The 22,743-nt window shown below is 61.0% G+C and carries 23 protein-coding genes (1 of these 23 running past the window's edge); 14 read left to right on the forward strand and 9 right to left on the reverse strand.

Annotated elements, in window-relative coordinates; genetic code table 11:
* Positions 1-21: 21 nt before the first annotated feature.
* The 4 genes from AB4N42_RS07810 to dksA form a co-directional block, all read right to left on the reverse strand.
* Positions 22-2,976, reverse strand: coding sequence for a sensor histidine kinase (locus tag AB4N42_RS07810; protein WP_030140238.1), 2,955 nt, complete (start codon positions 2,974-2,976; stop codon positions 22-24).
* Positions 2,960-3,136 (reverse strand): hypothetical protein, encoded by a 177-nt coding sequence (locus AB4N42_RS07815; protein ID WP_003176118.1) that lies wholly within the window; start codon positions 3,134-3,136, stop codon positions 2,960-2,962. The genes AB4N42_RS07810 and AB4N42_RS07815 overlap by 17 nt, the downstream gene beginning before the upstream one ends.
* 77 nt (positions 3,137-3,213) lie before the next feature.
* Positions 3,214-4,095 (reverse strand): tRNA glutamyl-Q(34) synthetase GluQRS, encoded by an 882-nt coding sequence (gene gluQRS / locus AB4N42_RS07820; protein ID WP_431144490.1) that lies wholly within the window; start codon positions 4,093-4,095, stop codon positions 3,214-3,216.
* A 231-nt stretch (positions 4,096-4,326) separates the two neighbouring features.
* Positions 4,327-4,770, reverse strand: a complete 444-nt coding sequence (gene dksA / locus AB4N42_RS07825) for an RNA polymerase-binding protein DksA (protein ID WP_030140236.1) — start codon at positions 4,768-4,770, stop codon at positions 4,327-4,329.
* Between the two features lie 338 nt (positions 4,771-5,108).
* Between dksA and AB4N42_RS07830 the strand changes: the two genes are divergently transcribed.
* The gene (locus AB4N42_RS07830; protein WP_460116052.1) at positions 5,109-6,281 is read left to right on the forward strand and encodes a pyridoxal phosphate-dependent aminotransferase; all 1,173 of its coding nucleotides are present in this window, start codon (positions 5,109-5,111) and stop codon (positions 6,279-6,281) included.
* Positions 6,281-7,039, forward strand: coding sequence for a DNA/RNA nuclease SfsA (gene sfsA / locus AB4N42_RS07835; RefSeq protein ID WP_460116053.1), 759 nt, complete (start codon positions 6,281-6,283; stop codon positions 7,037-7,039). The genes AB4N42_RS07830 and sfsA overlap by 1 nt, the downstream gene beginning before the upstream one ends.
* Here the strand turns inward: sfsA and AB4N42_RS07840 are convergent.
* A complete protein-coding gene (locus tag AB4N42_RS07840; RefSeq protein WP_030140233.1) occupies positions 6,995-7,312 on the reverse strand; it encodes a Rieske (2Fe-2S) protein in 318 nt (105 codons plus the stop codon). The two genes, sfsA and AB4N42_RS07840, sit on opposite strands and share 45 nt — an antisense overlap.
* Positions 7,313-7,691: 379 nt before the next feature.
* On the opposite strand from AB4N42_RS07840, the gene AB4N42_RS07845 reads away from it, so the two are divergent.
* From AB4N42_RS07845 to AB4N42_RS07855, 3 genes are read left to right on the forward strand one after another with little or no spacing between them, the layout of a single operon-like run.
* Complete coding sequence (locus AB4N42_RS07845) at positions 7,692-8,675, forward strand: FecCD family ABC transporter permease (RefSeq protein WP_198798384.1); 984 nt, start codon at positions 7,692-7,694, stop codon at positions 8,673-8,675.
* Positions 8,675-9,442, forward strand: a complete 768-nt coding sequence (locus AB4N42_RS07850; protein WP_460116054.1) for a heme ABC transporter ATP-binding protein — start codon at positions 8,675-8,677, stop codon at positions 9,440-9,442. Before AB4N42_RS07845 ends, AB4N42_RS07850 begins: the two co-directional genes overlap by 1 nt.
* 21 nt (positions 9,443-9,463) lie before the next feature.
* The gene (locus AB4N42_RS07855) at positions 9,464-10,312 is read left to right on the forward strand and encodes a ChaN family lipoprotein (protein WP_460116055.1); all 849 of its coding nucleotides are present in this window, start codon (positions 9,464-9,466) and stop codon (positions 10,310-10,312) included.
* A 217-nt stretch (positions 10,313-10,529) separates the two neighbouring features.
* Here the strand turns inward: AB4N42_RS07855 and AB4N42_RS07860 are convergent, their stop codons facing one another.
* The 3 genes from AB4N42_RS07860 to AB4N42_RS07870 all read right to left on the reverse strand — a co-directional run bounded on the left by AB4N42_RS07860 (position 10,530) and on the right by AB4N42_RS07870 (position 13,001).
* Entirely contained in the window at positions 10,530-10,802 is a 273-nt protein-coding gene (locus tag AB4N42_RS07860; RefSeq protein ID WP_024779602.1) for a TfoX/Sxy family protein, read from the reverse strand.
* Positions 10,803-11,011: 209 nt separating this feature from the next.
* Positions 11,012-11,353, reverse strand: a complete 342-nt coding sequence (locus AB4N42_RS07865) for a pentapeptide repeat-containing protein (RefSeq protein WP_030140229.1) — start codon at positions 11,351-11,353, stop codon at positions 11,012-11,014.
* Positions 11,354-11,444: 91 nt separating this feature from the next.
* Positions 11,445-13,001 (reverse strand): bifunctional aminoglycoside phosphotransferase/ATP-binding protein, encoded by a 1,557-nt coding sequence (locus AB4N42_RS07870; protein ID WP_198798381.1) that lies wholly within the window; start codon positions 12,999-13,001, stop codon positions 11,445-11,447.
* A gap of 116 nt (positions 13,002-13,117) precedes the next feature.
* Here AB4N42_RS07870 and mrcB point away from each other — a divergent pair, with 116 nt between their 5' ends.
* The 3 genes from mrcB to AB4N42_RS07885 are packed head-to-tail and all read left to right on the forward strand — an operon-like array spanning position 13,118 to position 16,501.
* The gene (gene mrcB / locus AB4N42_RS07875) at positions 13,118-15,436 is read left to right on the forward strand and encodes a penicillin-binding protein 1B (RefSeq protein ID WP_249873331.1); all 2,319 of its coding nucleotides are present in this window, start codon (positions 13,118-13,120) and stop codon (positions 15,434-15,436) included.
* A 16-nt stretch (positions 15,437-15,452) separates the two neighbouring features.
* Positions 15,453-16,172: a tetratricopeptide repeat protein gene (locus AB4N42_RS07880; protein WP_217860351.1), complete on the forward strand. Its 720-nt coding sequence runs from the start codon at positions 15,453-15,455 to the stop codon at positions 16,170-16,172.
* Positions 16,172-16,501 (forward strand): YqcC family protein, encoded by a 330-nt coding sequence (locus AB4N42_RS07885; protein ID WP_030140225.1) that lies wholly within the window; start codon positions 16,172-16,174, stop codon positions 16,499-16,501. The genes AB4N42_RS07880 and AB4N42_RS07885 overlap by 1 nt, the downstream gene beginning before the upstream one ends.
* A 6-nt stretch (positions 16,502-16,507) precedes the next feature.
* On the opposite strand, the gene AB4N42_RS07890 is transcribed toward AB4N42_RS07885, so the two are convergent.
* Entirely contained in the window at positions 16,508-16,930 is a 423-nt protein-coding gene (locus tag AB4N42_RS07890; protein ID WP_030140224.1) for a DUF4124 domain-containing protein, read from the reverse strand.
* A 401-nt stretch (positions 16,931-17,331) separates the two neighbouring features.
* Between AB4N42_RS07890 and AB4N42_RS07895 the strand changes: the two genes are divergently transcribed.
* From AB4N42_RS07895 to msrQ, 6 genes are all read left to right on the forward strand, one after another.
* The gene (locus tag AB4N42_RS07895) at positions 17,332-19,056 is read left to right on the forward strand and encodes an acetolactate synthase 3 large subunit (protein ID WP_030140223.1); all 1,725 of its coding nucleotides are present in this window, start codon (positions 17,332-17,334) and stop codon (positions 19,054-19,056) included.
* Positions 19,057-19,058: 2 nt separating this feature from the next.
* Positions 19,059-19,550 (forward strand): acetolactate synthase small subunit, encoded by a 492-nt coding sequence (gene ilvN / locus AB4N42_RS07900; RefSeq protein WP_003205610.1) that lies wholly within the window; start codon positions 19,059-19,061, stop codon positions 19,548-19,550.
* Positions 19,551-19,594: 44 nt separating this feature from the next.
* Positions 19,595-20,611 (forward strand): ketol-acid reductoisomerase, encoded by a 1,017-nt coding sequence (gene ilvC, locus AB4N42_RS07905; protein ID WP_003185459.1) that lies wholly within the window; start codon positions 19,595-19,597, stop codon positions 20,609-20,611.
* Between the two features lie 143 nt (positions 20,612-20,754).
* Complete coding sequence (gene pssA / locus AB4N42_RS07910; protein ID WP_030140222.1) at positions 20,755-21,600, forward strand: CDP-diacylglycerol--serine O-phosphatidyltransferase; 846 nt, start codon at positions 20,755-20,757, stop codon at positions 21,598-21,600.
* A gap of 75 nt (positions 21,601-21,675) precedes the next feature.
* The gene (msrP, locus tag AB4N42_RS07915) at positions 21,676-22,689 is read left to right on the forward strand and encodes a protein-methionine-sulfoxide reductase catalytic subunit MsrP (RefSeq protein WP_217860348.1); all 1,014 of its coding nucleotides are present in this window, start codon (positions 21,676-21,678) and stop codon (positions 22,687-22,689) included.
* Positions 22,689-22,743: the beginning of a protein-methionine-sulfoxide reductase heme-binding subunit MsrQ gene (msrQ, locus tag AB4N42_RS07920; protein ID WP_030140220.1), read on the forward strand. It continues 569 nt past the right edge of the window; 55 of the gene's 624 nt are visible here — the first part of the coding sequence; its start codon is at positions 22,689-22,691; its stop codon lies beyond the right edge, outside the window. The genes msrP and msrQ overlap by 1 nt, the downstream gene beginning before the upstream one ends.

Below are 22,743 nucleotides of genomic sequence, written 5' to 3' on the forward strand. Positions count from 1 at the left end.
GATTCGATTCTCTCGACGGTCTCAGTTCACAGCGGACGTCGCTTCGACATGACGCGGCAAGGTGACCCGGATACGGGTGCCGCGCTGGCTCTGAACATCGGCCGGGCTGTCGATGGTGATTTGTCCATAATGCTCTTCAACGATGGAATAGACCAGTGCGAGGCCCAGACCGGTGCCTTCGCCAGGATCCTTGGTGGTGAAGAAGGGTTCGAACAATCGGTCCATGATGTTCTGTGGGATACCGCTGCCTTCGTCTTCGACGATCAGGTCGACCGTGTGTTCGAAGGCTTCACTCCTGACACGCACCGCGCTGCCGGCCGGTGAGGCGTCGCGCGCGTTGGACAACAGGTTGATCAGTACTTGGGCGAGCCGTTGGGGATCGCCGTCGACCCAGTGATCCGGGTCGCACAAATTGTAGAATTGGACTTCGAAGTTGCGCCGGTTGAGCGCCAGGAGACCGATGGCATCCTGTGCCACTTCTGCCAGGCAGACAGGTTCGTCATTGTGCTGATGGCCGCCGGCATGGGCGAAGCTCATCAGGGACTGGACGATGCGCGAGACGCGTTTGGTCTGCTCGAGGATCTGGCCGCTGATTTCCGTCAGTTCGCCGTCTTCCTCGCGCTCTTCACGAAGGTTTTGCGCCAGGCACGCGATGCCGGTGATCGGGTTGCCGATTTCGTGGGCCACGCCGGCCGCCAATCGGCCGATGCTGGCCAGTCGCTCGGAGTGGACCAGCTTGTCTTCGAGCATCTGGGTGTCGGTCAGGTCTTCCACCAACAGCACCAGGCCACTGTTACCCGGCGCCAACGGCTCGTCGATGGCCGCCTTGTGCAGGTTCAGCCAGCGGGTCTGGCCGTCGAGCGCCAGGTGTTGTTTGTGCAGATGCTCATCCGGCAGGTCGATGAAGCCTTGCAGCAAGCCTTTCCACGGCTCGCCCAGGGTGCTCAGGCGTGAACCGACCACGCGCTGGGCGGCGATGCCGGTCAGTTCCTCCATGGCCTTGTTCCACATCAGGATTTCCTGGTCCTTGGCCAGGGAACAGACCCCCATCGGCAGTTCCTGCAGGGTCTGGCGGTGATAACGACGCAGGGCGTCCAGCTCGGCGGCCAGGCCGGTGAGGCGCGAGTGGTAGTCCTCGAGGCGGCTTTCGATGAAGTGGATGTCTTCGGTGACATAGTTCTCACCGCCGGCCTTGTAGGGCAGGAAGGTCTCGACCATGTCCTGTGCCACGCTGGGGCCCATCAGGCCGGACAGGTTGGCTTCGATCCGATCCCGCAACCGGCGCAAGGCGTATGGACGGCGCTCATCAAACGGCAGGTAAAGGTCGCGCAGGGCCTGTTCGACTTCCTTTTGCGCGGCCTTGGCGCCAAGGGGCTTGGCCAGTTGGGTGGCGAATTCCTGGGGCGAGGCAGCGTGCAGTTCACGGCGCTGCGGACGGCGGACGTTATCCACGGCGCAGGCTTCGGCAGCGCTGGCTTCTTCGCTGCTGGCGTTGGTGAACAGCGAGATCAGGGTGAACATCAGCACGTTCGCCGCCAGCGAGGCGATGGCTGCCATGTGCCAGCTGGTGTCGTCGAGCACGTAGATCATGTTCAACAGTGGAATATAGAAACCCTGCAGGTTGCCCAGCAGTGGCAGCAGCATGGCGACCAGCCAGACCACGATGCCCGCCAGCAGGCCGGCGATGAAGCCGCGGCGGTTGGCGGTCGGCCAATACAGCACCGACAGTACGCCGGGCAGGAATTGCAGGGTCGCAACGAACGCGACGATGCCCAGGTTGGCCAGGTCCTGTCCGTCTCCCAGCATCAGGTAGAAACCGTAGCCGGCCATGATGATCGCGACGATCAGTGCGCGGCGGGTCCATTTCAGCCAGCGATAGATGTTCCCCTCTGCGGGAGGCTGGTAGAGCGGCAGCACCAAATGGTTGAGGGCCATGCCCGACAGCGCCAGGGTGGTCACGATGATCAGGCCGCTGGCCGCCGACAGGCCGCCGACATAGGCCAGCAGCGCCAGCGCCTTGTTGTTGGCGGCGATGCCAATGCCGAGGGTGAAGTATTCCGGATTGGTGCTGGCCCCCAGTTTCAACCCGGCCCAGAGGATCAGCGGCACGGCCAGGCTCATCAACAACAGGAACAGCGGCAGGCCCCAGCTTGCGCTGACCAGCGAGCGCGGGTTGAGGTTTTCGGTGAACGTCATGTGATACATGTGCGGCATCACGATCGCCGAGGCGAAGAACACCAGTAGCAGCGTGCGCCACGGTCCTTCCTGGAGCGGCGTGTGCAGCGCCGCGAGGGCGGTCTGGTTCTGCAGCAGCCAGATCTCGAGCTGCTGCGGGCCGTCGAATACGCCATACAAGGCATAGAGGCCGACACCACCGATGGCGATCAGCTTGATCACCGATTCGAAGGCGATCGCGAACACCAGGCCTTCATGTTTTTCCCGCGTGGCGATGTGCCGTGAGCCGAAGAAAATCGTGAAGAGGATGATCAGGACGCAGAAGCTCAGCGCCACCCGGTGCTGCACCGGTTCTTGGGTCAGGATGCTGATGGAATCGGCGACCGCCTGCATTTGGAGCGCGAGCAACGGCAGCACGCCGACCAGCATGAAAATCGTGGTCAGCGCGCCCGCCCAGGTGCTGCGGAAGCGGAAGGCGAACAGGTCGGCCAACGACGACAGTTGGTAGGTGCGGGTGATTTTCAGGATCGGGTAGAGCAGCACCGGTGCCAGCAGGAAGGCCCCGGAAACCCCAAGGTAACTGGACAGGAAGCCGTAGCCGTACTGATAGGCCAGGCCCACCGTGCCATAGAACGCCCATGCGCTGGCGTACACGCCCAGCGACAGGGTGTAAGTCAGTGGGTGGCGAATGATCGCGCGCGGGATCATGCCTCGTTCGCTGATCCAGGCTACGCCGAACAGCACCGCCAGGTAGGCGGCGCTGATCAGGATCATCTGGGTCAGGCTAAAGCTCATCGGCATCTTTTTGGCTCTGAAGGATAAAGGTCACGACGATCAGGATCAGCCAGAGCAGATACGGCCGATACCAGGCACCCGTGGCATCGATCCACCAATCCATGATGGCCGGGGAGAACAGGTAAATCCCCACTACCAGGAGCAGGACCAAGCGATAGATGTACATCCCGGTCTCTCTTTTTTATGCACGTGCCCGAAAACGTGCGGCGATGGTAACGGATAGGCGGCAGGCTGCAAGGGCCGTCACGGTATTTGCGCTTCGGGCTGCGTCAGTGTGCGCGGGATCTGCCCCGCATCCCAGTGGCGAATGCCCCAGGCCAGCAACTCCCGTGGGCTGGCATCCACCAGCTCCGGCGCCGGTTGCTGGCCCAACGCGCGCAACGCCCTTAACAGCAGATGCGTTGCTTGGTCGGCCGTCAACGGTGGCGAGCGATAGGATTTGCCGAGCTTGTGTCCGTCCGGCTGGGTGATCAGCGGGACGTGCAGATAACGCGGTTGTGGTAACCCGAGCAGTTCTTGCAGGTAGAGTTGGCGCGGCGTGGAATCCAGCAGGTCGGCGCCGCGGACAATGTCGGTGACGCCTTGCCAGGCATCGTCGAGGACCACGGCCAATTGATAGGCATAGAGTCCGTCGCGACGGCGAATCACGAAGTCGCCCGCCTCGCGGCCCAGGTGTTGGCGGAACTCGCCCTGGACCCGGTCGACGAAATGATATTCGAGTTCGGGAACGCGCAGACGGATGGCGGCGCCCTCGGCGTCGTGGCCGGCGTTGCGGCACAATCCCGGATAAATGCCTTGGTACGGCTCCAGTTGCTTGCGCGAACAGGTGCAGGCGTAGGCCAGGCCTTGGCTGAACAAGCGGTCGATGACCTGCTGGTAGGCTTCGTGGCGGTCACTCTGGCGCACCATTTCGCCGTCCCATTCAAATCCGTAGCTTTCCAGGGCCTTGAGAATCGCCGCTTGCGCGCCGGGCTCTTCCCGTGGAGGGTCGAGGTCTTCCATGCGCAACAACCAGCGTCCACCGACGGCCCGGGCATCGAGATACGACGCCAGCGCGGCGACCAGCGAGCCGAAATGCAAGTGTCCGCTGGGGGTGGGGGCGAAGCGTCCGATGTAGGCAGTCATAGGGCGAATGTTACTGGGTCCGGGCACAAGGCGTGCAGATCTTGATGGCGGAGCATAATTCCCTGTGGGAGCGAGCTTGCTCGCGATAGCGGTGGGCCAGCTTGCATAAGTATTGAATAAGTCGCCGTCATCGCGAGCAAGCTCGCTCCCACAAGGGGATTGGGTGTGCAGCTGGAGCGCAAACAAAAAACGGAGCGTATGAACGCTCCGTTTCGATGACAGCCCCGGCGATTACTTGCCGACCTGTTTTTCCTTGATTTCCGCGAGGGTCTTGCAGTCGACGCACATATCGGCGGTCGGACGTGCTTCCAGTCGCTTGACGCCAATCTCGACGCCGCAGGACTCGCACCAGCCGTACTCTTCGTCTTCAATCAGTTGCAGCGTCTTGTCGATTTTCTTGATCAGCTTGCGTTCACGGTCGCGGGCACGCAATTCAAGGCTGAATTCTTCTTCCTGGCTGGCACGGTCGGCCGGATCAGGGAAGTTGGCCGCGTCGTCCTTCATATGGTCAACCGTGCGATCGACTTCCTGCATCAGGTCCTGTTTCCACTTGTTCAGGATCCTGGTGAAGTGCGCGCGCATGGGGGCGCCCATGTACTCCTCGCCCTCTTTCGCGACATATGGCTCAAACCCGCTGAGCGACTGGTTTTCTTTCTGCTTTGCTTGGGTGGGCATGAATGGACCGCCTCTACTCTTGTAATCCACTACGCAGGATTGCTCCATCACCGACACCTGCCGGCCCTGCGGCTGCAAGCGGGCGAACTTACCAGATCAAATCGGGCCGCGCTACTCCCGGTTGTCGAGCCTGGCGCGGCTGGGGCCTGTAAAACATGGCCGGGTCCGGTCCGGTGGGGTCGCAAACCTGCTCAATGCTTGATTTTAGTCAAGCCTGGGTTAAACGCTGGAGTCATTTCCAGCGATCTACGCGCTAGGACCGTTTTAGATTTGCGCTCGTTCCCGCAGCTGTTCGCGAGTTGGGTAGAATCGGTTCTTTTTTCGCGAAGGACGGCCCCATGGCCCAGCCCTACAGCGCACGCAGTCGTGCCATCGAACCTTTCCATGTCATGGCGTTGCTGGCCCGTGCCAACGAATTGCAGGCCGCCGGGCACGACGTCATTCACCTGGAGATCGGCGAGCCGGACTTCACCACCGCCGAGCCGATCATCCAGGCCGGCCAGGCGGCCTTGGCGGCGGGCAAGACCCGTTACACAGCGGCCCGTGGCATTCCTGAACTGCGCGAGGCCATTGCCGGTTTCTACACGCAACGCTACGGGGTGGATATCGATCCCCGGCGTGTCCTGGTGACGCCGGGTGGGTCCGGCGCGTTGCTGCTGGCCAGCGCCTTGCTGGTGGACCCAGGCAAGCACTGGCTGCTGGCCGACCCTGGCTATCCGTGCAACCGTCATTTCCTGCGCCTGATCGAAGGTGCGGCGCAACTGGTGCCCGTAGGGCCGGACGTGCGTTATCAATTGACGCCAGATCTGGTGAATCGCCATTGGGACCATGACAGCGTGGGTGCGCTGGTGGCTTCCCCGGCCAACCCGACCGGGACGATTCTTTCCCGGGATGAATTGGCGGGCCTGTCCAAGGCGATCAAGAGCCACAACGGCCATCTGGTGGTCGACGAGATCTATCACGGCCTGACCTACGGCACCGACGCCGCCAGCGTGCTGGAGGTCGATGACGATGCGTTTGTCCTGAACAGCTTTTCCAAGTATTTCGGCATGACCGGCTGGCGGCTCGGCTGGCTGGTGGCGCCTTCGGCGGCTGTTGGTGAGTTGGAAAAGCTTGCGCAAAACCTCTACATCAGTGCACCCAGCATGGCCCAATACGCGGCCCTGGCGTGTTTCGAGCCGGCGACCATCGAGATTTTCGAGCAACGTCGTGCCGAGTTCGCGTTGCGTCGCGACTTCCTCCTGCCGGCTTTGCGCGAGTTGGGATTCGGTATCGCCGTGGAGCCGCAAGGCGCGTTCTACCTCTATGCCGACATCAGCGCATTTGGCGGCGATGCCTTTGCGTTCTGCCAGCACTTTCTGGAAACCGAGCACGTGGCGTTCACGCCGGGGCTGGACTTCGGTCGTCATCAAGCCGGCCATCACGTGAGGTTTGCCTACACCCAAAGCCTGCCGCGGCTACAGGAAGCGGTGGAGCGAATTGAACGTGGACTGCGGAGTTGGCAAGGCTGATGCTATTTTCCCCGGCTTTGGAAGAGGGACGGCTGATTCGACGTTACAAGCGTTTTCTCGCCGATATCGAGACCGTTCATGGCGAATTGCTGACCATTCACTGTCCCAACACCGGCTCGATGCTCAATTGCATGGCCGAGGGCGCGCGCGTCTGGTTCAGTCGTTCCAACGACCCCAAGCGCAAGTTGCCGGGCACTTGGGAAATAGGCGAAACCCCTCAGGGGCGCTTGGCCTGCATCAATACCGCGCGGGCCAATTCGCTGATCGAGGAGGCGCTGCGGGCCGGTGTCATCCAGGAGCTGAACGGTTTCATAGGGCTGAAGCGGGAAGTGGCCTATGGCGTGGAGAACAGCCGTATCGACTTTCGGCTCGATTACGCCGATTGCAGCTCGGCCTGGGTCGAGGTGAAGAGCGTTACGCTGGGTTTCGCCGGGACGAATGTGGCGGCGTTTCCCGACGCGGTGACCCTGCGCGGTGCCAAGCATTTGCGAGAGCTGGCCTGCCTGGCTCGGGAAGGCGTGCGCGCGGTGCAGTTGTATTGCGTGAACCTGAGTGGCATCGAGGCGGTGCGCCCGGCGCAGGAAATCGACCCGGTTTACGCCGCGGCATTGCGCGAGGCGGTGGCCGCCGGGGTGGAAGTGCTGGCCTACGGCGCCTCGCTGACGCCGGAGCAGATGTGGGTGGATCGCCCGTTGCCGGTATTGATTGAGCCGTTACAGATTGACCCAGATACCTTGATCGTCCTCCCGGCTGTCTAGGGCGGTCAGGAATTGTCCGGCGCAAGGGCCGGCGACGCACTCACCGCTTTCGATCAGGAACAGCGCGCCATGGGTCGCGCATTGGATGAGACTGGCGCTGGCGTCGAGAAACTGATCGGGTTGCCATTCCAGCGGCACGCCACGATGCGGGCAACGATTGAGATAGACGTAGGCTTGGCCTGCACGCCGCACGGCCAGCAGCTTGCGCCCTTCGATGTCGAAGCCGCGACTGCTGTTGTCGGGTAATTCGGCGGCGGTACAAAGAAGTTTCATGTACGTCTCTAAATGTCATAAAGGATGGGCTCTTTGTGGGAGCGAGCCTGCTCGCGAATGCTGCGTGTCAGTGTTCTTGGTGTGGGCTGGCCCACCGCATTCGCGAGCAGGCTCGCTCCCACAGGCTATGTCGCCGAGTTCCATGCTTGACGGGCAAATGAAGGCAATCATCAAATGGCGCATTCTTCGCAGGCGTTCGAGGATACTTGACCAAGCCTTGCCCGTGAAAAACTTCTTGAGGAAGCTGCCTGATGCGCCTGAATGTCCACGCTGCGCCACAGGGCCTGATCAAGCTGGCCGATAAGTTCTACCTGGCCAAGACGCCATGACGGCACGGGTCAAACCGCGCACGTTGTTCATCGGCCTGGGCCTGCTGTGTCTGTTGGCAATCTGGCTGTCCCTGTCCTTGGGGCCGGTGAGCTTGCCGTTGTTCGATACCTTGCGCGCTGCACTGCGCCTGCTGGGTTGGCCGATGGCTGACGATGGCCTGGAGCAGGCCGAGCTGATCCTTGGCCAGATTCGCCTGCCTCGTACCTTGCTGGGCTTGGCGGTGGGCGGGATCTTGGCGTTGTCTGGCGTGGCGATGCAGGGGCTGTTTCGCAATCCGCTCGCCGACCCGGGGTTGGTCGGCGTGTCCAGCGGGGCGGCACTGGGGGCGGCGTTTGCCATCGTCGGGGGCTCGGCGCTGGGCGGGTTGCCTGAAGCATTCGCGCCCTACGTATTGTCAGTGTGTGCATTTCTCGGCGGGCTCGGGGTCACGGCGCTGGTCTATCGCCTTGGACGGCGCAACGGCCGGACTCACGTCGCCACGATGCTCCTCGCCGGCATTGCCTTGACGGCGTTGTCCGGGGCGGCGGTTGGCCTGTTCACTTACCTGGCGGACGATGCGACTTTGCGGACCCTGACGTTCTGGAACCTGGGCAGCCTGAATGGGGCCAGCTACGCGCGGTTGTGGCCGTTGTTGCTGGTCAGTGCGGGCGTGGCGATCTGGTTGCCGCGTCGGGCGCGGGCGCTCAATGCACTGTTGCTGGGAGAGTCCGAAGCCGCTCACCTGGGCATTGATGTCGAATGGCTCAAGCGTGAATTGGTGCTCTGTACGGCGCTGGGCGTAGGCGCCGCAGTCGCGGCAGCGGGCATGATCGGTTTTGTCGGGCTGGTGGTGCCCCACCTGTTGCGACTATTGGCGGGGCCTGACCATCGCGTCCTGCTGCCTGCATCAATGTTGGCAGGCGCCAGTCTCCTTTTATTCGCCGATCTGGTGGCGCGCCTGGCGCTGGCCCCGGCGGAGCTGCCGATCGGCATCGTCACGGCGTTCATCGGTGCACCTTTCTTCCTTTATTTATTGCTGCGGGGGCGCGCCTGATGTTGCGAGCGCAAGACTTGCACATCCACCGTGGACGTAGAACCGTACTGGCGGATCTCGATCTGCAGCTCAATCCCGGCGAAGTGCTGGGTGTGCTCGGTCCCAATGGCGCGGGTAAAAGTACTTTGCTGGCGGGTTTGTGTGGCGAGTTACGGCCGGCGCAAGGGCAGGTCTGGCTCGATGACCGGCCTCTGATTCAGTGGGCGGGTGCCGAGCGCGCTCGTCGCCTGGCGGTGTTGCCGCAGTCCTCGACACTGGATTTCGCGTTCCGTGTAGAAGAAGTGGTCGGCATGGGACGACTGCCTCACCAGAGCGGTCGGGTGCGTGACGGGCAAATCGTCGAATGGACGCTGCAAGCGGCGGACGCGGTGCATTTGCAAGGCCGCAATTATCTGGATCTGTCCGGCGGCGAGCGCCAACGGGTGCACTTGGCGCGGGTGCTGGCGCAACTGTGGCCGGGTGAGGCGGGGCAAATCCTGCTGCTGGACGAACCGACCTCGATGCTCGATCCGCTGCATCAGCACACTATCCTGCATGCGGTGCGTGAATTTGCTGGTCGCGGCGCGGCGGTGCTGGTGATCCTGCATGACCTGAACCTGGCGGCGCGCTACTGTGATCGCCTGCTGCTGTTGGCGTCCGGCCGGCCGGTGGCCCTGGATACGCCTCGGCAAGTGCTGCGCCCGGAGCCGCTCAAGGCGGTGTTTGGCCTCGACGTGCTGGTGCAAACCCATCCGGAGCGCGGACATCCGTTGATCATTGTCCGCTGAGGCTGGCTGGAGGATTCCGATGTGCGCTTGATCCTGATTCTGATGTTGGGTGTCTTGTCGGCTTGCCAGAGTGTCGCCCCGCCCCCGGTGGGCGGGCGGATCCGTGATTTGCATACGGGCGAATCGATCACGCCTCGGGCATTGGTCGGCCGTTTGGCGCAGGCCCCGCGAGTCGTGGTCGGCGAACAGCACGACAACCGTGACCACCACACGCTGCAGCGCTGGCTGCTCCAGGCCCTGGCCGACCAGCGTCCCCGAGGCAGCTTGCTGCTGGAGATGCTGACGCCACACCAACAGCCAAGGGTCGACGCGGTTCGCCAATTGCCTGCCCTGCCGCAGGATTTACCTGGCGCGTTGGATTGGTCGCCAGGTTGGGATTGGCGTCTGTACGGGCCCATGGTCGAGTTCGCCTTGAGGCAATCTTATCCGGTGTCGTCAGCGAATCTGGACAACGCGGACATCCAGCGCATCTATCGCCAAGCTCCCGCCATAAGCGGCACTCGCTCCAATGCAGCTACGGTGAAGGAGAAACTGTTGGGACAAATCCGCGAGTCTCATTGCGGACTACTGCCAGAGTCGCAGATGCCGGCGATGTTGGCGGTGCAGCAACAGCGTGACCGGCGCATGGCCGAGCGATTGCTCGAGGCTCCCGCGCCGGCATTGTTGTTCGCGGGCGCCTGGCATGTTCGCAAAGACGTTGGCGTGCCGCTGCATGCACTGGATCTGGGCGCTCGTGACGCACCAGTCGTCCTGATGCTGGCCGAGGAGGGCGGCGACGTTACGCCGGCCATGGCTGATTTCGTGTGGTACACCCCGGCGACACCGTCCCAAGACTATTGCGCACAGATGCGTGGAGACGGCAGGCAATAATTTCCGGGCAAAAAAAGACCCGGCAAGAGCCGGGTCAAATAACCGTGATTAGCCTGATGAGGAGATATCTGAGAGTCCGAACCAAGGGCTTTTCAAATATCGACCAGTCTCGCGACCGGATGTGGTAATCATAGCGATTCTCATTTCCAAGTCAAACATTGTTTTCCCACCGACAAAAAATATCTGTTGCCTGTCATGGAAATCGCAAAAGGTAACGTCAGGCTTTGTGGCGCGTGGAAATGGCGTCCAGCTGTTTGTTCAGCGCTTCTTTGCGTTCGGCCGGAATATCGTTCCAATGCATGTCCATCAGCGCACCCTCTATGGCGTAGAGCAAAACCTTGGAAGCGCGAAAACCACGAGTGCGCACGGCGCGGTAGGCGTCCACCGCGCCGAGACGGCGCAGGTCCGAGGCACTGTGGATACCCACGGCGTGCAGCCACTGGGCTGATGTCTTGCCCAGATTCTTCAGGTGTTGCAGTTCATCATTCATCGAGCCTCCTTGCGACGGCCGACTGGTGCAGTGGGCAAGCTTCTCAGGAGTGTAGCGCTCAGTAGGAAAAGCGTGATTCTTTGGTCGGAATCGATGCAAAAGCTTCTAAGGCATTACGCACGATGGGTATGAACAAGCAGAAAGGCACATCGTCCAGCGCAAGCGGGGGCGCTGGAGATCGTTCGGTGCCGTGGCCGTTTCCTTCAGGTTCAGCGGGTGCGGTAGCGCAGGCGAGTACCGAAGTTCATGGACATCAGGATTTCATCGGCAGACAGCTCGGGCGGGAAATAGGTGCCGGAGATCTGCGCATGGGCAAGGCTTGCGCCTTCCAGCGATGACTTGCGGAAATCGATGCCACGCAGATCGGCGGAACGGAAGTACGCGTCCGTGAAGTCCACGTCGTCGGCGTTCAGTTCGCGCAAGTCAAGGCCGCGGAAATCGCCGCCGCGCATATCGATCGGACCTTGGGGGCGTTGGCTGTTGAATCCGGCAATGTCGTCTTTGCGCAACAAGGCATACAGCGGGGTATCGAGAAGCTTGGGGTGGCTCATGGCATATCACCTGTTGGTTTTATGGGGCCAGTATAGTGCCACTATTTGGCGGCCGTGAAGCCGGGCGTCGGTTCACGGCCGAAATAGTCTCCTACAGGCCTGGCAGGCGTTGGCGAATCTGCGCAACCACGACATCCAGCGTGCCGCTTTCGTTGGTTTGAACTCGCTTGCTGCAGAGGATCTCAGCCGGGCTCAGCGCTTCGCGGCTCACCTGTTGGGCGGCGATCACTGCCAGGTTGGCGTCGGACGGGTCTTTCTGGTCGGCCTGGCGCTGGGCGAGTCGGCTTTCGATGACGGCTTGCGGCGCGTCGCAATCCAGGATCAGGAACGGCGCGCCCGTGCCTTCGGCGACTTTGGCAGCGGCGTCGCGCTGGTCATGCTTGAGGTAAGTGGCATCGATCACCACCGGGAATCCCGCATGCAGGATCACGTCGGCGATTTCATGCAGGCGCGCGTATGTGGCGCTGCTGGCATCGCTGCTATAGATGCCGGCTTTCGGGTCGTTCGGCACTTGCTGTTCACCGAACAGGCGCTTGCGCTCCACATCCGAACGCAGGCGAATCGCGCCGAGGGCCTCCACCAGGCGCATCGCAACGTGGCTTTTGCCAACGGCCGAGACGCCATGGGTAATGGCCAGGAAGCGCGAAGGAATGGTGCTGTAGCTTTCGGCCAGGTTGGCGTAGTTGCGGTATTGGCGCAGGGTGGTGGCGCGCTGTACCGGGTCGGCTTCGGCGGGCATGCTGAACAGCGCGACCTTGGCCCGGACCAGGGCGCGGTAGGCTTTATAGAAGTTCAGCAGTTCCAGGCCGCTGTAGTCACCGGTGAGTTCCAGGTATTGACTGACGAACCGCCGCGCGAGCGACTTGAGGCCGCGGTCTTCGAGGTCCATCGCCAGGAAGCCGGTGTCGGCGTAGACGTCGGTGAAACGGAATGGCTCGTTGAACTCGATGCAGTCGAAGATCACTACTTTACCGTCGATTACGGTGGCGTTGCCCAGGTGAATGTCACCGTGGCATTCGCGAATGAAACCGTCGGCCTTGCGCTGGGCGAACAGTGGCTTGAGGCGTTCGAAGCTGGTTTCGGCCCAGGCTTGAAGGGCTTCGAGTTGCTGCAGGTCGGCCTTGTCGCTGAGGAACGGACGGATCTGCTCGAAGTTTTGCCGCACCGGTGCCATGACGCTGTCCGGTGTACCCGCCGAATTGTCGGCCGGCACCTTGGGCGTGGAGAGGTGGAACTGGGCGATCTGCGCGGCCATTTCATCAATGTGTGCGGTGGTGAGTTCGCCGTTGGCCTGCAGGGTGCTGAGCAGTTCGCTCTGGGGAAATTGGCGCATTTTCAAGGCGTATTCGATGGCCGGGCCGTCGCCGCCCAGTTGTGGCGCTTCGGCGCTGCCGGTGATCGGCAAGACTTCCAGGTAAAGATCCTGGGTCAGGCGTTGGTTCAAGCGCAGCTCTTCACCACAGAAGTGCTTGCGCGCGTCGAGACTGGTGAAGTCGAGGAAACCGAAATTGACCGGCTTCTTGAATTTGTAGGCATAGGGGCCGGTGAGCAATACCCAGGAGATGTGGGTTTCGATGACCTGGAACCCTTCGACGGGGTGCGGGTAAAGGGCCGGGTTTTGCAGGGCAGCGATCAGTGATTGGCTCACGGGCGATCCTTCAGAGTCTGGAAAATTCGAGGCGGTCATTATGGCCGCAAGCCGCGCTAACGCAAACCTTGGCGGACTCATGTTGAACCACGACAAAGTGCGTATAATCCGCCGCCATGACTCGTACCCGATCCCCCCGCACCCCCAAGAAACCACCCGCCAGCCGCCTTCGGCCCTGGCTGGGCTGGGCCCTTAAACTGAGCCTGGTAGGCCTTGTCGTGCTTGCCGGTTTTGCCGTCTACCTCGATGCCATCGTCCAGGAAAAGTTCTCCGGCAAGCGCTGGACCATCCCGGCCAAGGTCTATGCCCGGCCGTTGGAACTGTTCGTCGGACAAAAGCTGAGCAAGGACGATTTCCTGACCGAGCTCGATGCCTTGGGTTATCGCCGCGAAAGCGTCGCCAATGGTCCGGGTGCGGCCTCGGTCAACGGCAATACCATCGACCTCAATACCCGTGGGTTCCAGTTCTATGAAGGCATGGAGCAGGCACAACCGGTGCGGGTGCGTTTTTCCGGTGACTACGTCGCTGCGCTGACCGGCGCCAATAATGCGAGCCTGTCGGTGGTGCGCCTGGAACCGCTGCTGATCGGTGGCCTGTATCCCAAGAATCTGGAAGACCGCATCCTGATCAAGATCGACCAGGTGCCACCGTTCCTGCTCGATACGCTGATTGCCGTCGAGGACCGTGATTTCTACCATCACTTCGGCGTATCGCCCAAGTCGATTGCCCGGGCCGTCTGGATCAATACGTCGTCGGGGCATATGCGCCAGGGCGGCAGTACCCTGACCCAGCAGTTGGTGAAGAACTTCTACCTGACCAACGAGCGTAGCCTGACCCGAAAACTGACCGAAGCCATGATGGCGTTGCTGCTGGAGATGCACTACAGCAAGCAGGAAATTCTTGAGGCCTACCTCAATGAAGTGTTCGTCGGCCAGGATGGGCAGCGGGCGGTCCACGGCTTCGGCCTGGCCAGCCAGTTCTTCTTCAGCCAGCCGCTGTCCGAGCTCAAGCTGCATCAAGTGGCGTTGCTGGTGGGCATGGTCAAGGGGCCTTCTTCCTATAACCCGCGTCGCAACCCGGAACGTGCCCTTGAGCGGCGCAACCTGGTGCTCGACTTGCTGCAACAACAGGGCGTAGCCACGGCCGAGCAGGTCGAAGCGGCGAAGAAGATGCCGCTGGGCGTGACCAAGCGTGGCAGCCTGGCGGACAGTTCGTTCCCAGGTTTCATGGACCTGGTCAAGCGGCAGCTGCGGGAAGACTATCGCGACGAAGACTTGACCGAAGAAGGCTTGCGGATCTTTACCAGTTTCGACCCGATCCTGCAGATGAAGGCTGAGGCGTCAGTCAATGACACCTTCAAGCGACTGGCGGGGCGCAAGGGTTCTGACGAAGTCGAAGCGGCCATGGTCGTGACCAACCCGGAAACCGGTGAAGTCCAGGCAATGATCGGCAGCCGCCAGGCCAGCTTTGCAGGCTTCAACCGGGCATTGGATGCGGTGCGCCCCATCGGCTCGCTGATCAAGCCGGCGGTGTATCTCACGGCCTTGGAAAAACCAAGCCAGTACACCCTGACCAGTTGGCTGTCCGACGAGTCATTCTCGGTCAAGGGTGCGGACGGACAGGTGTGGACGCCGCAGAACTATGATCGCCGCGCCCACGGTACGGTGTTCCTTTATCAGGGGCTGGCCCATTCCTACAACCTGTCGACGGCTCGCCTCGGCCTGGAAGTCGGTGTGCCTAACGTGCTCAAGACCTTGGCACGCCTGGGAGTGACTCGCGAATTCCCGGCGTTCCCATCGATGTTGCTGGGGGCTGGTGGCCTTACGCCGATCGAAGTCGCGGCGATGTACCAGACATTGGCCAATGGCGGCTTCAATACGCCGATGCGCGGCATCCGCAGCGTGCTCACTGCCGACGGCGAGCCGCTCAAGCGTTATCCATTCCAGATCCAGCAACGTTTCGATCCGGCTTCCATTTATCTGATCCAGAGCGCCATGCAGCGAGTCATGCGTGAAGGGACCGGCAGCTCGGTCTATAACGTGCTCCCCCGAACGTTGACCCTGGCGGGCAAGACCGGCACCAGTAACGATTCGCGCGACAGTTGGTTCGCCGGTTTCAGCCAGGATCTGCTGGCGGTGGTCTGGCTGGGGCGTGACGACAATGGCAAGACGCCGTTCACCGGCGCCACCGGTGCGTTGCAGGTCTGGACCAGTTTCATGCGCAAGGCCGATCCGCTGCCGCTGGACATGCCGCAACCGGACAACATCGTCCAGGCGTGGGTCGATTCGCGCACCGGACAGGGCTCCGACGCGAATTGCCCGGGCGCCGTGCAGATGCCGTATATTCGCGGCAGCGAACCGCCACCCGGTGCGGCATGCGGCGGTCAGAATCCCGCCGAATCGGTGATGGATTGGGTCAAGGACTGGATGAATTAAGCAAAGAGGGTTTCAAGTGAACAAGTGGTTGATTCCAGCGGTAACCGCCGTGGCTTTGCTCAGTGGCTGCTCTACCGTACAGCGCGGTTCGATTCCGGTTGTCGATTCCGGTACCGCCGTCTCCAATAGCGAGCGGGTCTCGGCCAATGGTGGTTTCCGTCAAACGACGGTAAAACGGCCGATGCCGGGCCAGGTCCAGGCAATCCCGCAGGGCGACACCGGTGTCGTCGTGATGGTGCCAGGTGGCGGTGCAACGACTTCGGCGCCGATCAGCAGCACGCCGATCACGCCGGGTCCGATCACGCCAGGGCCTATCGAAACTTCACCGATCAACCAGGGCAGCTACAGCATGCCATCGACGCCGAGCAGCATTCCCTCGGCGGGTTCGGGTGGCTTGTCCGCCGATGAGCAACTGGACGGCCCGGTGTTGGCGCTGTTGACCACGGCGCAACAGCAGCAAGCCGGTGGTGACCTCAATGGTGCTTCCTCGAGCCTCGAGCGAGCCCAGCGCGTCGCGCCGCGCGAACCGCAAGTGCTTTATCGACTGGCTCAGGTGCGCATGGCCCAGGGCGATGCGCCACAGGCTGAACAACTGGCCCGTCGCGGCCTGACGTTCTCCAGTGGCCGCCCGGCACTCCAGGCAAGCCTGTGGGAATTGATCGCCCAGGCTCGTGAGAAACAGGGCGATTCGGCGGGCGCCGCACTGGCCCGCCAGAAGGCCAAGGTATCCCTCTGATGGATGGTCGTTTTCCCTTGATCGCCGATCAGTTGCTGCTGATCGAGCGAGAACTGCGGGTCCAGGGCTGGTGGAGTGACGTGTCGCCTTCGGCCGAGGCGCTGGCCAGTGTCGAGCCGTTCGCGGTCGACACCCTGGATTTCGAGCAGTGGTTGCAATGGATCTTTCTTCCGCGGATGAAAGCCATCCTGGAAAACGACCTGCCGCTGCCCAACGCCTCGGGCATCCTGGCCATGGCCGAAATGGTCTATGCCCAGCGGCCGGGGCAGGGCGTCAAATTGCAGCAGTTGCTCGCGCAGTTCGACCAGTTGATCACCGACGTCAGCTGACGCTGCTCACTGACAGTTTTCTTCAACCTGCTTGCGGGTTTCATCGATGCGCTGGCGCCGCTCTTCCTCGGTAAGGCGGCGCATTTCACCTTCCACCTCTTCTCGCACCCTGGGGTTGTTCTGCAGTTGCGCCAGGTTGGTCCGGGCCTGTTCGCAGAACGCCTTGAGCTGGGCCTCCTGTTCGGCCACTTGCTGCTTCACTTGCTTGTCGATCATTTTCTGATCACCAACGACACCACCTGAAGCGGGCGCTTGCGGTTTGGCGGCAGGCGTCGGGGTCTTGCCCACGGTAGTCGCATCCACGCCCTCGGGCGGTTGGGCGCCGAAATGGGTCACACCTTGGGCGTCCACCCATTTGTAGATCTGGCCGGCCATGCTCATTGGGCTCAGGCTTGCCAGCAGGATGGCCGTCAATAACATCGTTCGCATGCTGTTTCCTTGTCCTGGGTTGCGCAATCGAAGCTAACAGAGTAGCCGTTTAAAGGTTTTTTCTTGCGTTCTCATGTGCTTACTTCAATAAAGCACATTGACGACTTGACTTGCAGAGGGCGAAACAGAAGAATCCAAAGTCCGCTGTAGAGGGACTGCCAGAAGCAGACCCACTCGGCAGATCATGAGGCGCACATCCGCGCCGACCTGTTACACCCGCAACGCGTTACCTCGCGCTGGGTGGGAAAGGCCCGCAACACTTGGGACGATCCCAATACTTGCTCAGTCAGTGCTGACGTAGTCGGCGACCACCGTCGCTCATGCTCTGCCGAGAAGTAAACCTATTAAGACCCGTCCCTTTTTCCATGGGTCGGTATTCTGGCGTTTTAGAGGTGAACAACGTGGAGCTTTTATCTGGCGGTGAGATGCTCGTCCGCTTCTTGCGTGACGAAGGCGTCAAATATATCTACGGGTACCCCGGCGGTGCTCTTCTTCATGTCTATGATGCCCTGTTCAAAGAACCGGAAGTGACCCACATCCTGGTTCGTCATGAACAAGCGGCCACCCACATGGCTGACGGCTATGCCCGCGCCACCGGCAAGGCCGGCGTGGTCCTGGTGACATCCGGCCCCGGCGCCACGAACGCCATCACCGGTATCGCCACGGCCTACATGGACTCGATTCCGATGGTGATCATCTCCGGCCAGGTGCCCAGCACCATGGTCGGTACCGATGCGTTCCAGGAGACCGACATGATCGGTATCTCCCGGCCGATCGTGAAGCACAGCTTCATGATCAAGCACGCTTCGGAAATCCCGGAAGTCATGAAGAAGGCCTTCTACCTGGCCGAATCCGGCCGTCCGGGCCCGGTCGTAGTGGACGTGCCGAAAGACATGACCAACCCGGCCGAGAAATTCGAATACATCTACCCGAAAAAAGCCAAGCTGCGCTCCTACAGCCCGGCCGTGCGCGGTCACTCGGGACAAATCCGCAAGGCCGCCGAAATGCTGCTGGCGGCCAAGCGTCCCGTGCTGTACTCCGGTGGTGGCGTGATCCTCGGCGGTGGCTCCGCGCCGCTGACCGAATTGGCGAAGATGCTCAACCTGCCGGTTACCAATACGCTGATGGGCCTCGGCGCCTACCCAGGCACCGATCGCCAGTTCATCGGCATGCTCGGCATGCATGGCAGCTACACCGCCAACCTGGCGATGCACCATGCCGATGTCATCCTGGCGGTGGGCGCGCGTTTCGACGACCGTGTCATCAACGGTCCGGCGAAATTCTGCCCGAACGCCAAGATCATCCACATCGATATCGACCCGGCGTCCATCTCCAAGACCATCAAGGCAGACGTGCCGATTGTCGGTCCTGTAGAGAGCGTGCTGACTGAAATGGTCGCCATTCTCAAGGAAATCGGCGAGGCTCCGAACAAGGAGTCCGTGGCCAGCTGGTGGAAGCAGGTTGATGAATGGCGCGGTGATCGCGGCCTGTTTCCCTACGACAAGGGCGACGGCAGCGTGATCAAGCCGCAGACCGTCATCGAGACCCTGTGCGAAGTGACCAAGGGCGATGCATTCGTGACGTCCGACGTAGGTCAGCACCAGATGTTCGCGGCGCAGTACTACAAGTTCAACAAACCCAACCGCTGGATCAACTCCGGTGGCCTGGGCACCATGGGCTTCGGGTTCCCGGCGGCCATGGGCGTGAAACTGAGCTTCCCGGACAATGATGTCGCCTGCGTGACCGGCGAAGGCAGTATCCAGATGAACATCCAGGAACTGTCGACCTGCCTGCAGTACGGTCTGCCGGTGAAAATCGTCAACCTGAACAACGGTGTACTGGGCATGGTTCGCCAGTGGCAGGACATGAGCTACGGCAGCCGCCATTCGCATTCCTACATGGAATCGTTGCCGGACTTCGTCAAGCTGGTCGAGGCCTATGGCCACGTCGGCATCCGCATCACTGACCTGAAGGATTTGAAATCCGGGCTTGAAGAAGCCTTCGCGATGAAGGATCGCCTGGTGTTCCTCGATATCCAGGTCGATACCAGCGAGCACGTCTACCCGATGCAGATCAAAGACGGCTCCATGCGCGATATGTGGCTGAGCAAGACGGAGCGTACCTAATCATGCGACACATTATTTCCTTGCTTCTGGAAAACGAACCGGGTGCTCTGTCTCGCGTAGTAGGCCTGTTCTCGCAGCGCAACTACAACATCGAAAGCCTGACCGTGGCACCAACCGAGGACCCGACCCTGTCGCGTCTGACGCTGACCACCGTGGGCCACGATGAGATCATCGAGCAGATCACCAAGAACCTGAACAAGCTGATCGAGGTGGTCAAGCTGGTGGACCTGTCGGAAAGCGCTCATATCGAGCGCGAGCTGATGCTGGTCAAGGTCAAGGCCACCGGCGCCCAGCGTGCCGAGATCAAACGCACTACCGATATTTATCGTGGGCAGATCGTCGATGTCAGCGCCAGCGTCTATACCGTTCAGTTGACCGGTACCAGCGACAAGCTCGACAGCTTCATTCAATCGATCGGCACTGCCTCGATTCTGGAAACCGTACGCAGTGGTGTCACCGGGATTGCCCGTGGCGACAAAGTACTGAGCATCTAACCAAATTTGCGAATGGCCGGAACGGCCGGATATAGGGGAAATTCATGAAAGTTTTCTACGATAAAGATTGCGACCTGTCGATCATCCAAGGCAAGAAAGTCGCCATCATCGGCTACGGCTCCCAAGGTCACGCCCAGGCGTGCAACCTGAAAGATTCCGGCGTTGACGTGACCGTCGGCCTGCGCAAAGGCTCGGCCACCGTTGCCAAGGCCGAGGCCCATGGCCTGAAAGTCACCGACGTGGCTTCCGCCGTTGCCGCTGCCGACCTGGTCATGATCCTGACCCCGGACGAGTTCCAATCGGCGCTGTACAAGAACGAAATCGAGCCGAACATCAAGAAGGGCGCCACCCTGGCCTTCTCCCACGGCTTCGCGATCCATTACAACCAGGTCGTGCCGCGCGCCGACCTCGACGTGATCATGATCGCGCCAAAGGCACCGGGCCACACCGTGCGTTCCGAGTTCGTGAAGGGCGGCGGTATTCCTGACCTGATCGCCATCTACCAGGACGCCTCCGGCAACGCCAAGAACGTCGCCCTGTCCTACGCTGCTGGTGTCGGTGGCGGTCGTACCGGCATCATCGAAACCACCTTCAAGGACGAGACTGAAACCGACCTGTTCGGCGAACAAGCCGTTCTGTGCGGCGGTACCGTCGAGCTGGTGAAAGCTGGTTTCGAAACCCTGGTTGAAGCCGGCTACGCACCAGAAATGGCCTACTTCGAATGCCTGCACGAACTGAAACTGATCGTTGACCTCATGTACGAAGGCGGTATCGCCAACATGAACTACTCGATCTCCAACAACGCCGAATACGGCGAGTACGTGACCGGTCCGGAAGTCATCAACGCCGAGTCCCGCCAGGCCATGCGCAACGCCCTGAAACGTATTCAGGACGGCGAATACGCCAAGATGTTCATCAGCGAAGGCGCTACCGGCTATCCTTCGATGACCGCCAAGCGTCGTAACAACGCCGCCCACGGTATCGAAATCATCGGCGAGCAACTGCGCTCGATGATGCCGTGGATCGGTGCCAACAAGATCGTCGACAAAGCCAAGAACTAAGTCGCGAGCTTGATCGAAAAACGCGGCCCTGGCCGCGTTTTTTCGTTTGGGTGATGGCTTCTGGTATAAAGCTGCATCGTTTGCGGCAGAACCGTCGTCCCAGGCGCCTGTCGAATTTTTCACACCGTTGCAAGGTATTGTCCATGAGCGAACGTCCCGACGAGCCGAACCAGGCTCCTGACGCCGAAAGCCTGTTGCCCATCGATGAACACGTCGAAGAAGGCCATGACGCTGAAGGCCGCAAGGTCCGGCATCGTGGTATCTATCTGCTGCCGAACCTGTTCACCACCGCGAACCTGTTCGCCGGCTTCTATTCCATCATCAGTTCCATGAGTGCCCAGGCCGCATTGAGTGCTGGCGATAGCGTGGGGGCGAGTCGCTACTTTGCTTTCGCCGCGATTGCGATTTTTGTCGCCATGGTTCTGGACGGCCTGGATGGACGGGTGGCCCGCATGACCAACACCCAAAGCGCATTCGGAGCCGAGTACGACTCGCTGTCCGATATGGTTGCGTTCGGTGTTGCCCCTGCGTTGTTGGCGTTCGGTTGGGCGCTGGGAGACATGGGCAAGGTCGGCTGGATGGTTGCCTTCATTTACGTCGCTGGTGCCGCGTTGCGCTTGGCGCGTTTCAACACGCAGGTCGGTACCGCCGACAAGCGCTACTTCATCGGGCTTGCCAGTCCGGCGGCGGCAGGTGTGGTGGCGGGCGTAGTCTGGGCATTCAGCGACTATGGCATCCAGGGTTCGAAGATGTCCTTCCTGGTGGCGCTGCTGGTTGCCGCGGCCGGGATGCTGATGGTCAGTAACATCAAGTACAACAGCTTCAAGGAGCTGGATCTGAAGGGGCGCGTGCCGTTCGTGGCCATCCTCGCCGTGGTGCTGGTATTTGCCGTGGTGTTCAGTGATCCGCCGCGCATCCTGCTGCTGGTATTCCTCGCCTATGCGGCTTCCGGGCCGGTGCAATATTTGCTGCGTCTTCGTCGCCGCTAAACGTTGCCTTAATGTAATCTCCTCCATACTCCGCAGTGTACGGGTGTATCTGCCCTCCAATACTGCGGAGTCGCCATGCTGATCAAGATCCCCAAGACGTCGGACTGTCGTGAGTCTGAGGTCACGCCTGAATCATTTTATCTCTCTCGTCGCCAGATGCTCAGCGCCACTGTGGCCGGCTTGGCGATTGGTGGTCTGCCGAACTGGGCCGGTGCCGCCGATATGGCGCGTTATCCTGATGCCGAGCCCGGAAAGGCGCCTTCCTGGTTTGCCGAGAAGCTTCCTTCTACCCAGTGGGGCGCCGTGACGGCAAAGGATGAGTCGATCACGCCGTTCAAGGACGCCACGCACTACAACAACTTCTATGAGTTCGGCACCGATAAAGGCGACCCGGCGGCCAACTCCGGTTCGTTGAAGACCGAGCCCTGGAGCGTGGTGGTGGACGGTGAGGTGGGTAAGCCGGGGCGCTATGCCCTGGAAGACTTCATGAAGCCTTATCAATTGGAGGAGCGGATCTATCGGTTGCGTTGCGTTGAGGCGTGGTCAATGGTGATCCCGTGGATCGGTTTCCCCATCTCCGCGCTGCTCAAGCAGGTCGAGCCGACTTCCAAGGCCAAACACATTCGCTTCGAAACATTGCAAGATCCCAAGGCCATGCCGGGCCAGCGTTCTGGCTTTGCCCTGATTGATTGGCCTTACGTGGAAGGTTTGCGATTGGACGAGGCAATGAATCCGTTGGCCATACTGGCGGTTGGCATGTACGGGCGTGAGCTGCCTAACCAGAACGGGGCGCCGCTGCGATTGGTGGTGCCATGGAAGTATGGTTTCAAGAGCGTAAAGTCGATCGTGCGCATCAGCTTGGTCAGTGAGCAGCCCAAGACCACCTGGCAGAGCATTGCGTCCGATGAGTACGGTTTTTATGCCAACGTCAATCCGACCGTTGACCACCCACGCTGGACGCAGGCGAGGGAGCGTCGTCTTCCGAGTGGACTATTCAGCCCCAATGTACGCGACACGTTGATGTTCAACGGTTACGGGGATGAGGTTGCCTCTTTATATGCAGGAATGGATTTGAGGAAAGACTACTGATGCGTTTTCCTGCTTGGCGGATCGGGGTTTTCCTCGCGGCAGCAATTTGGCCTT

This window comes from Pseudomonas sp. H2_D02 (assembly GCF_054677635.1).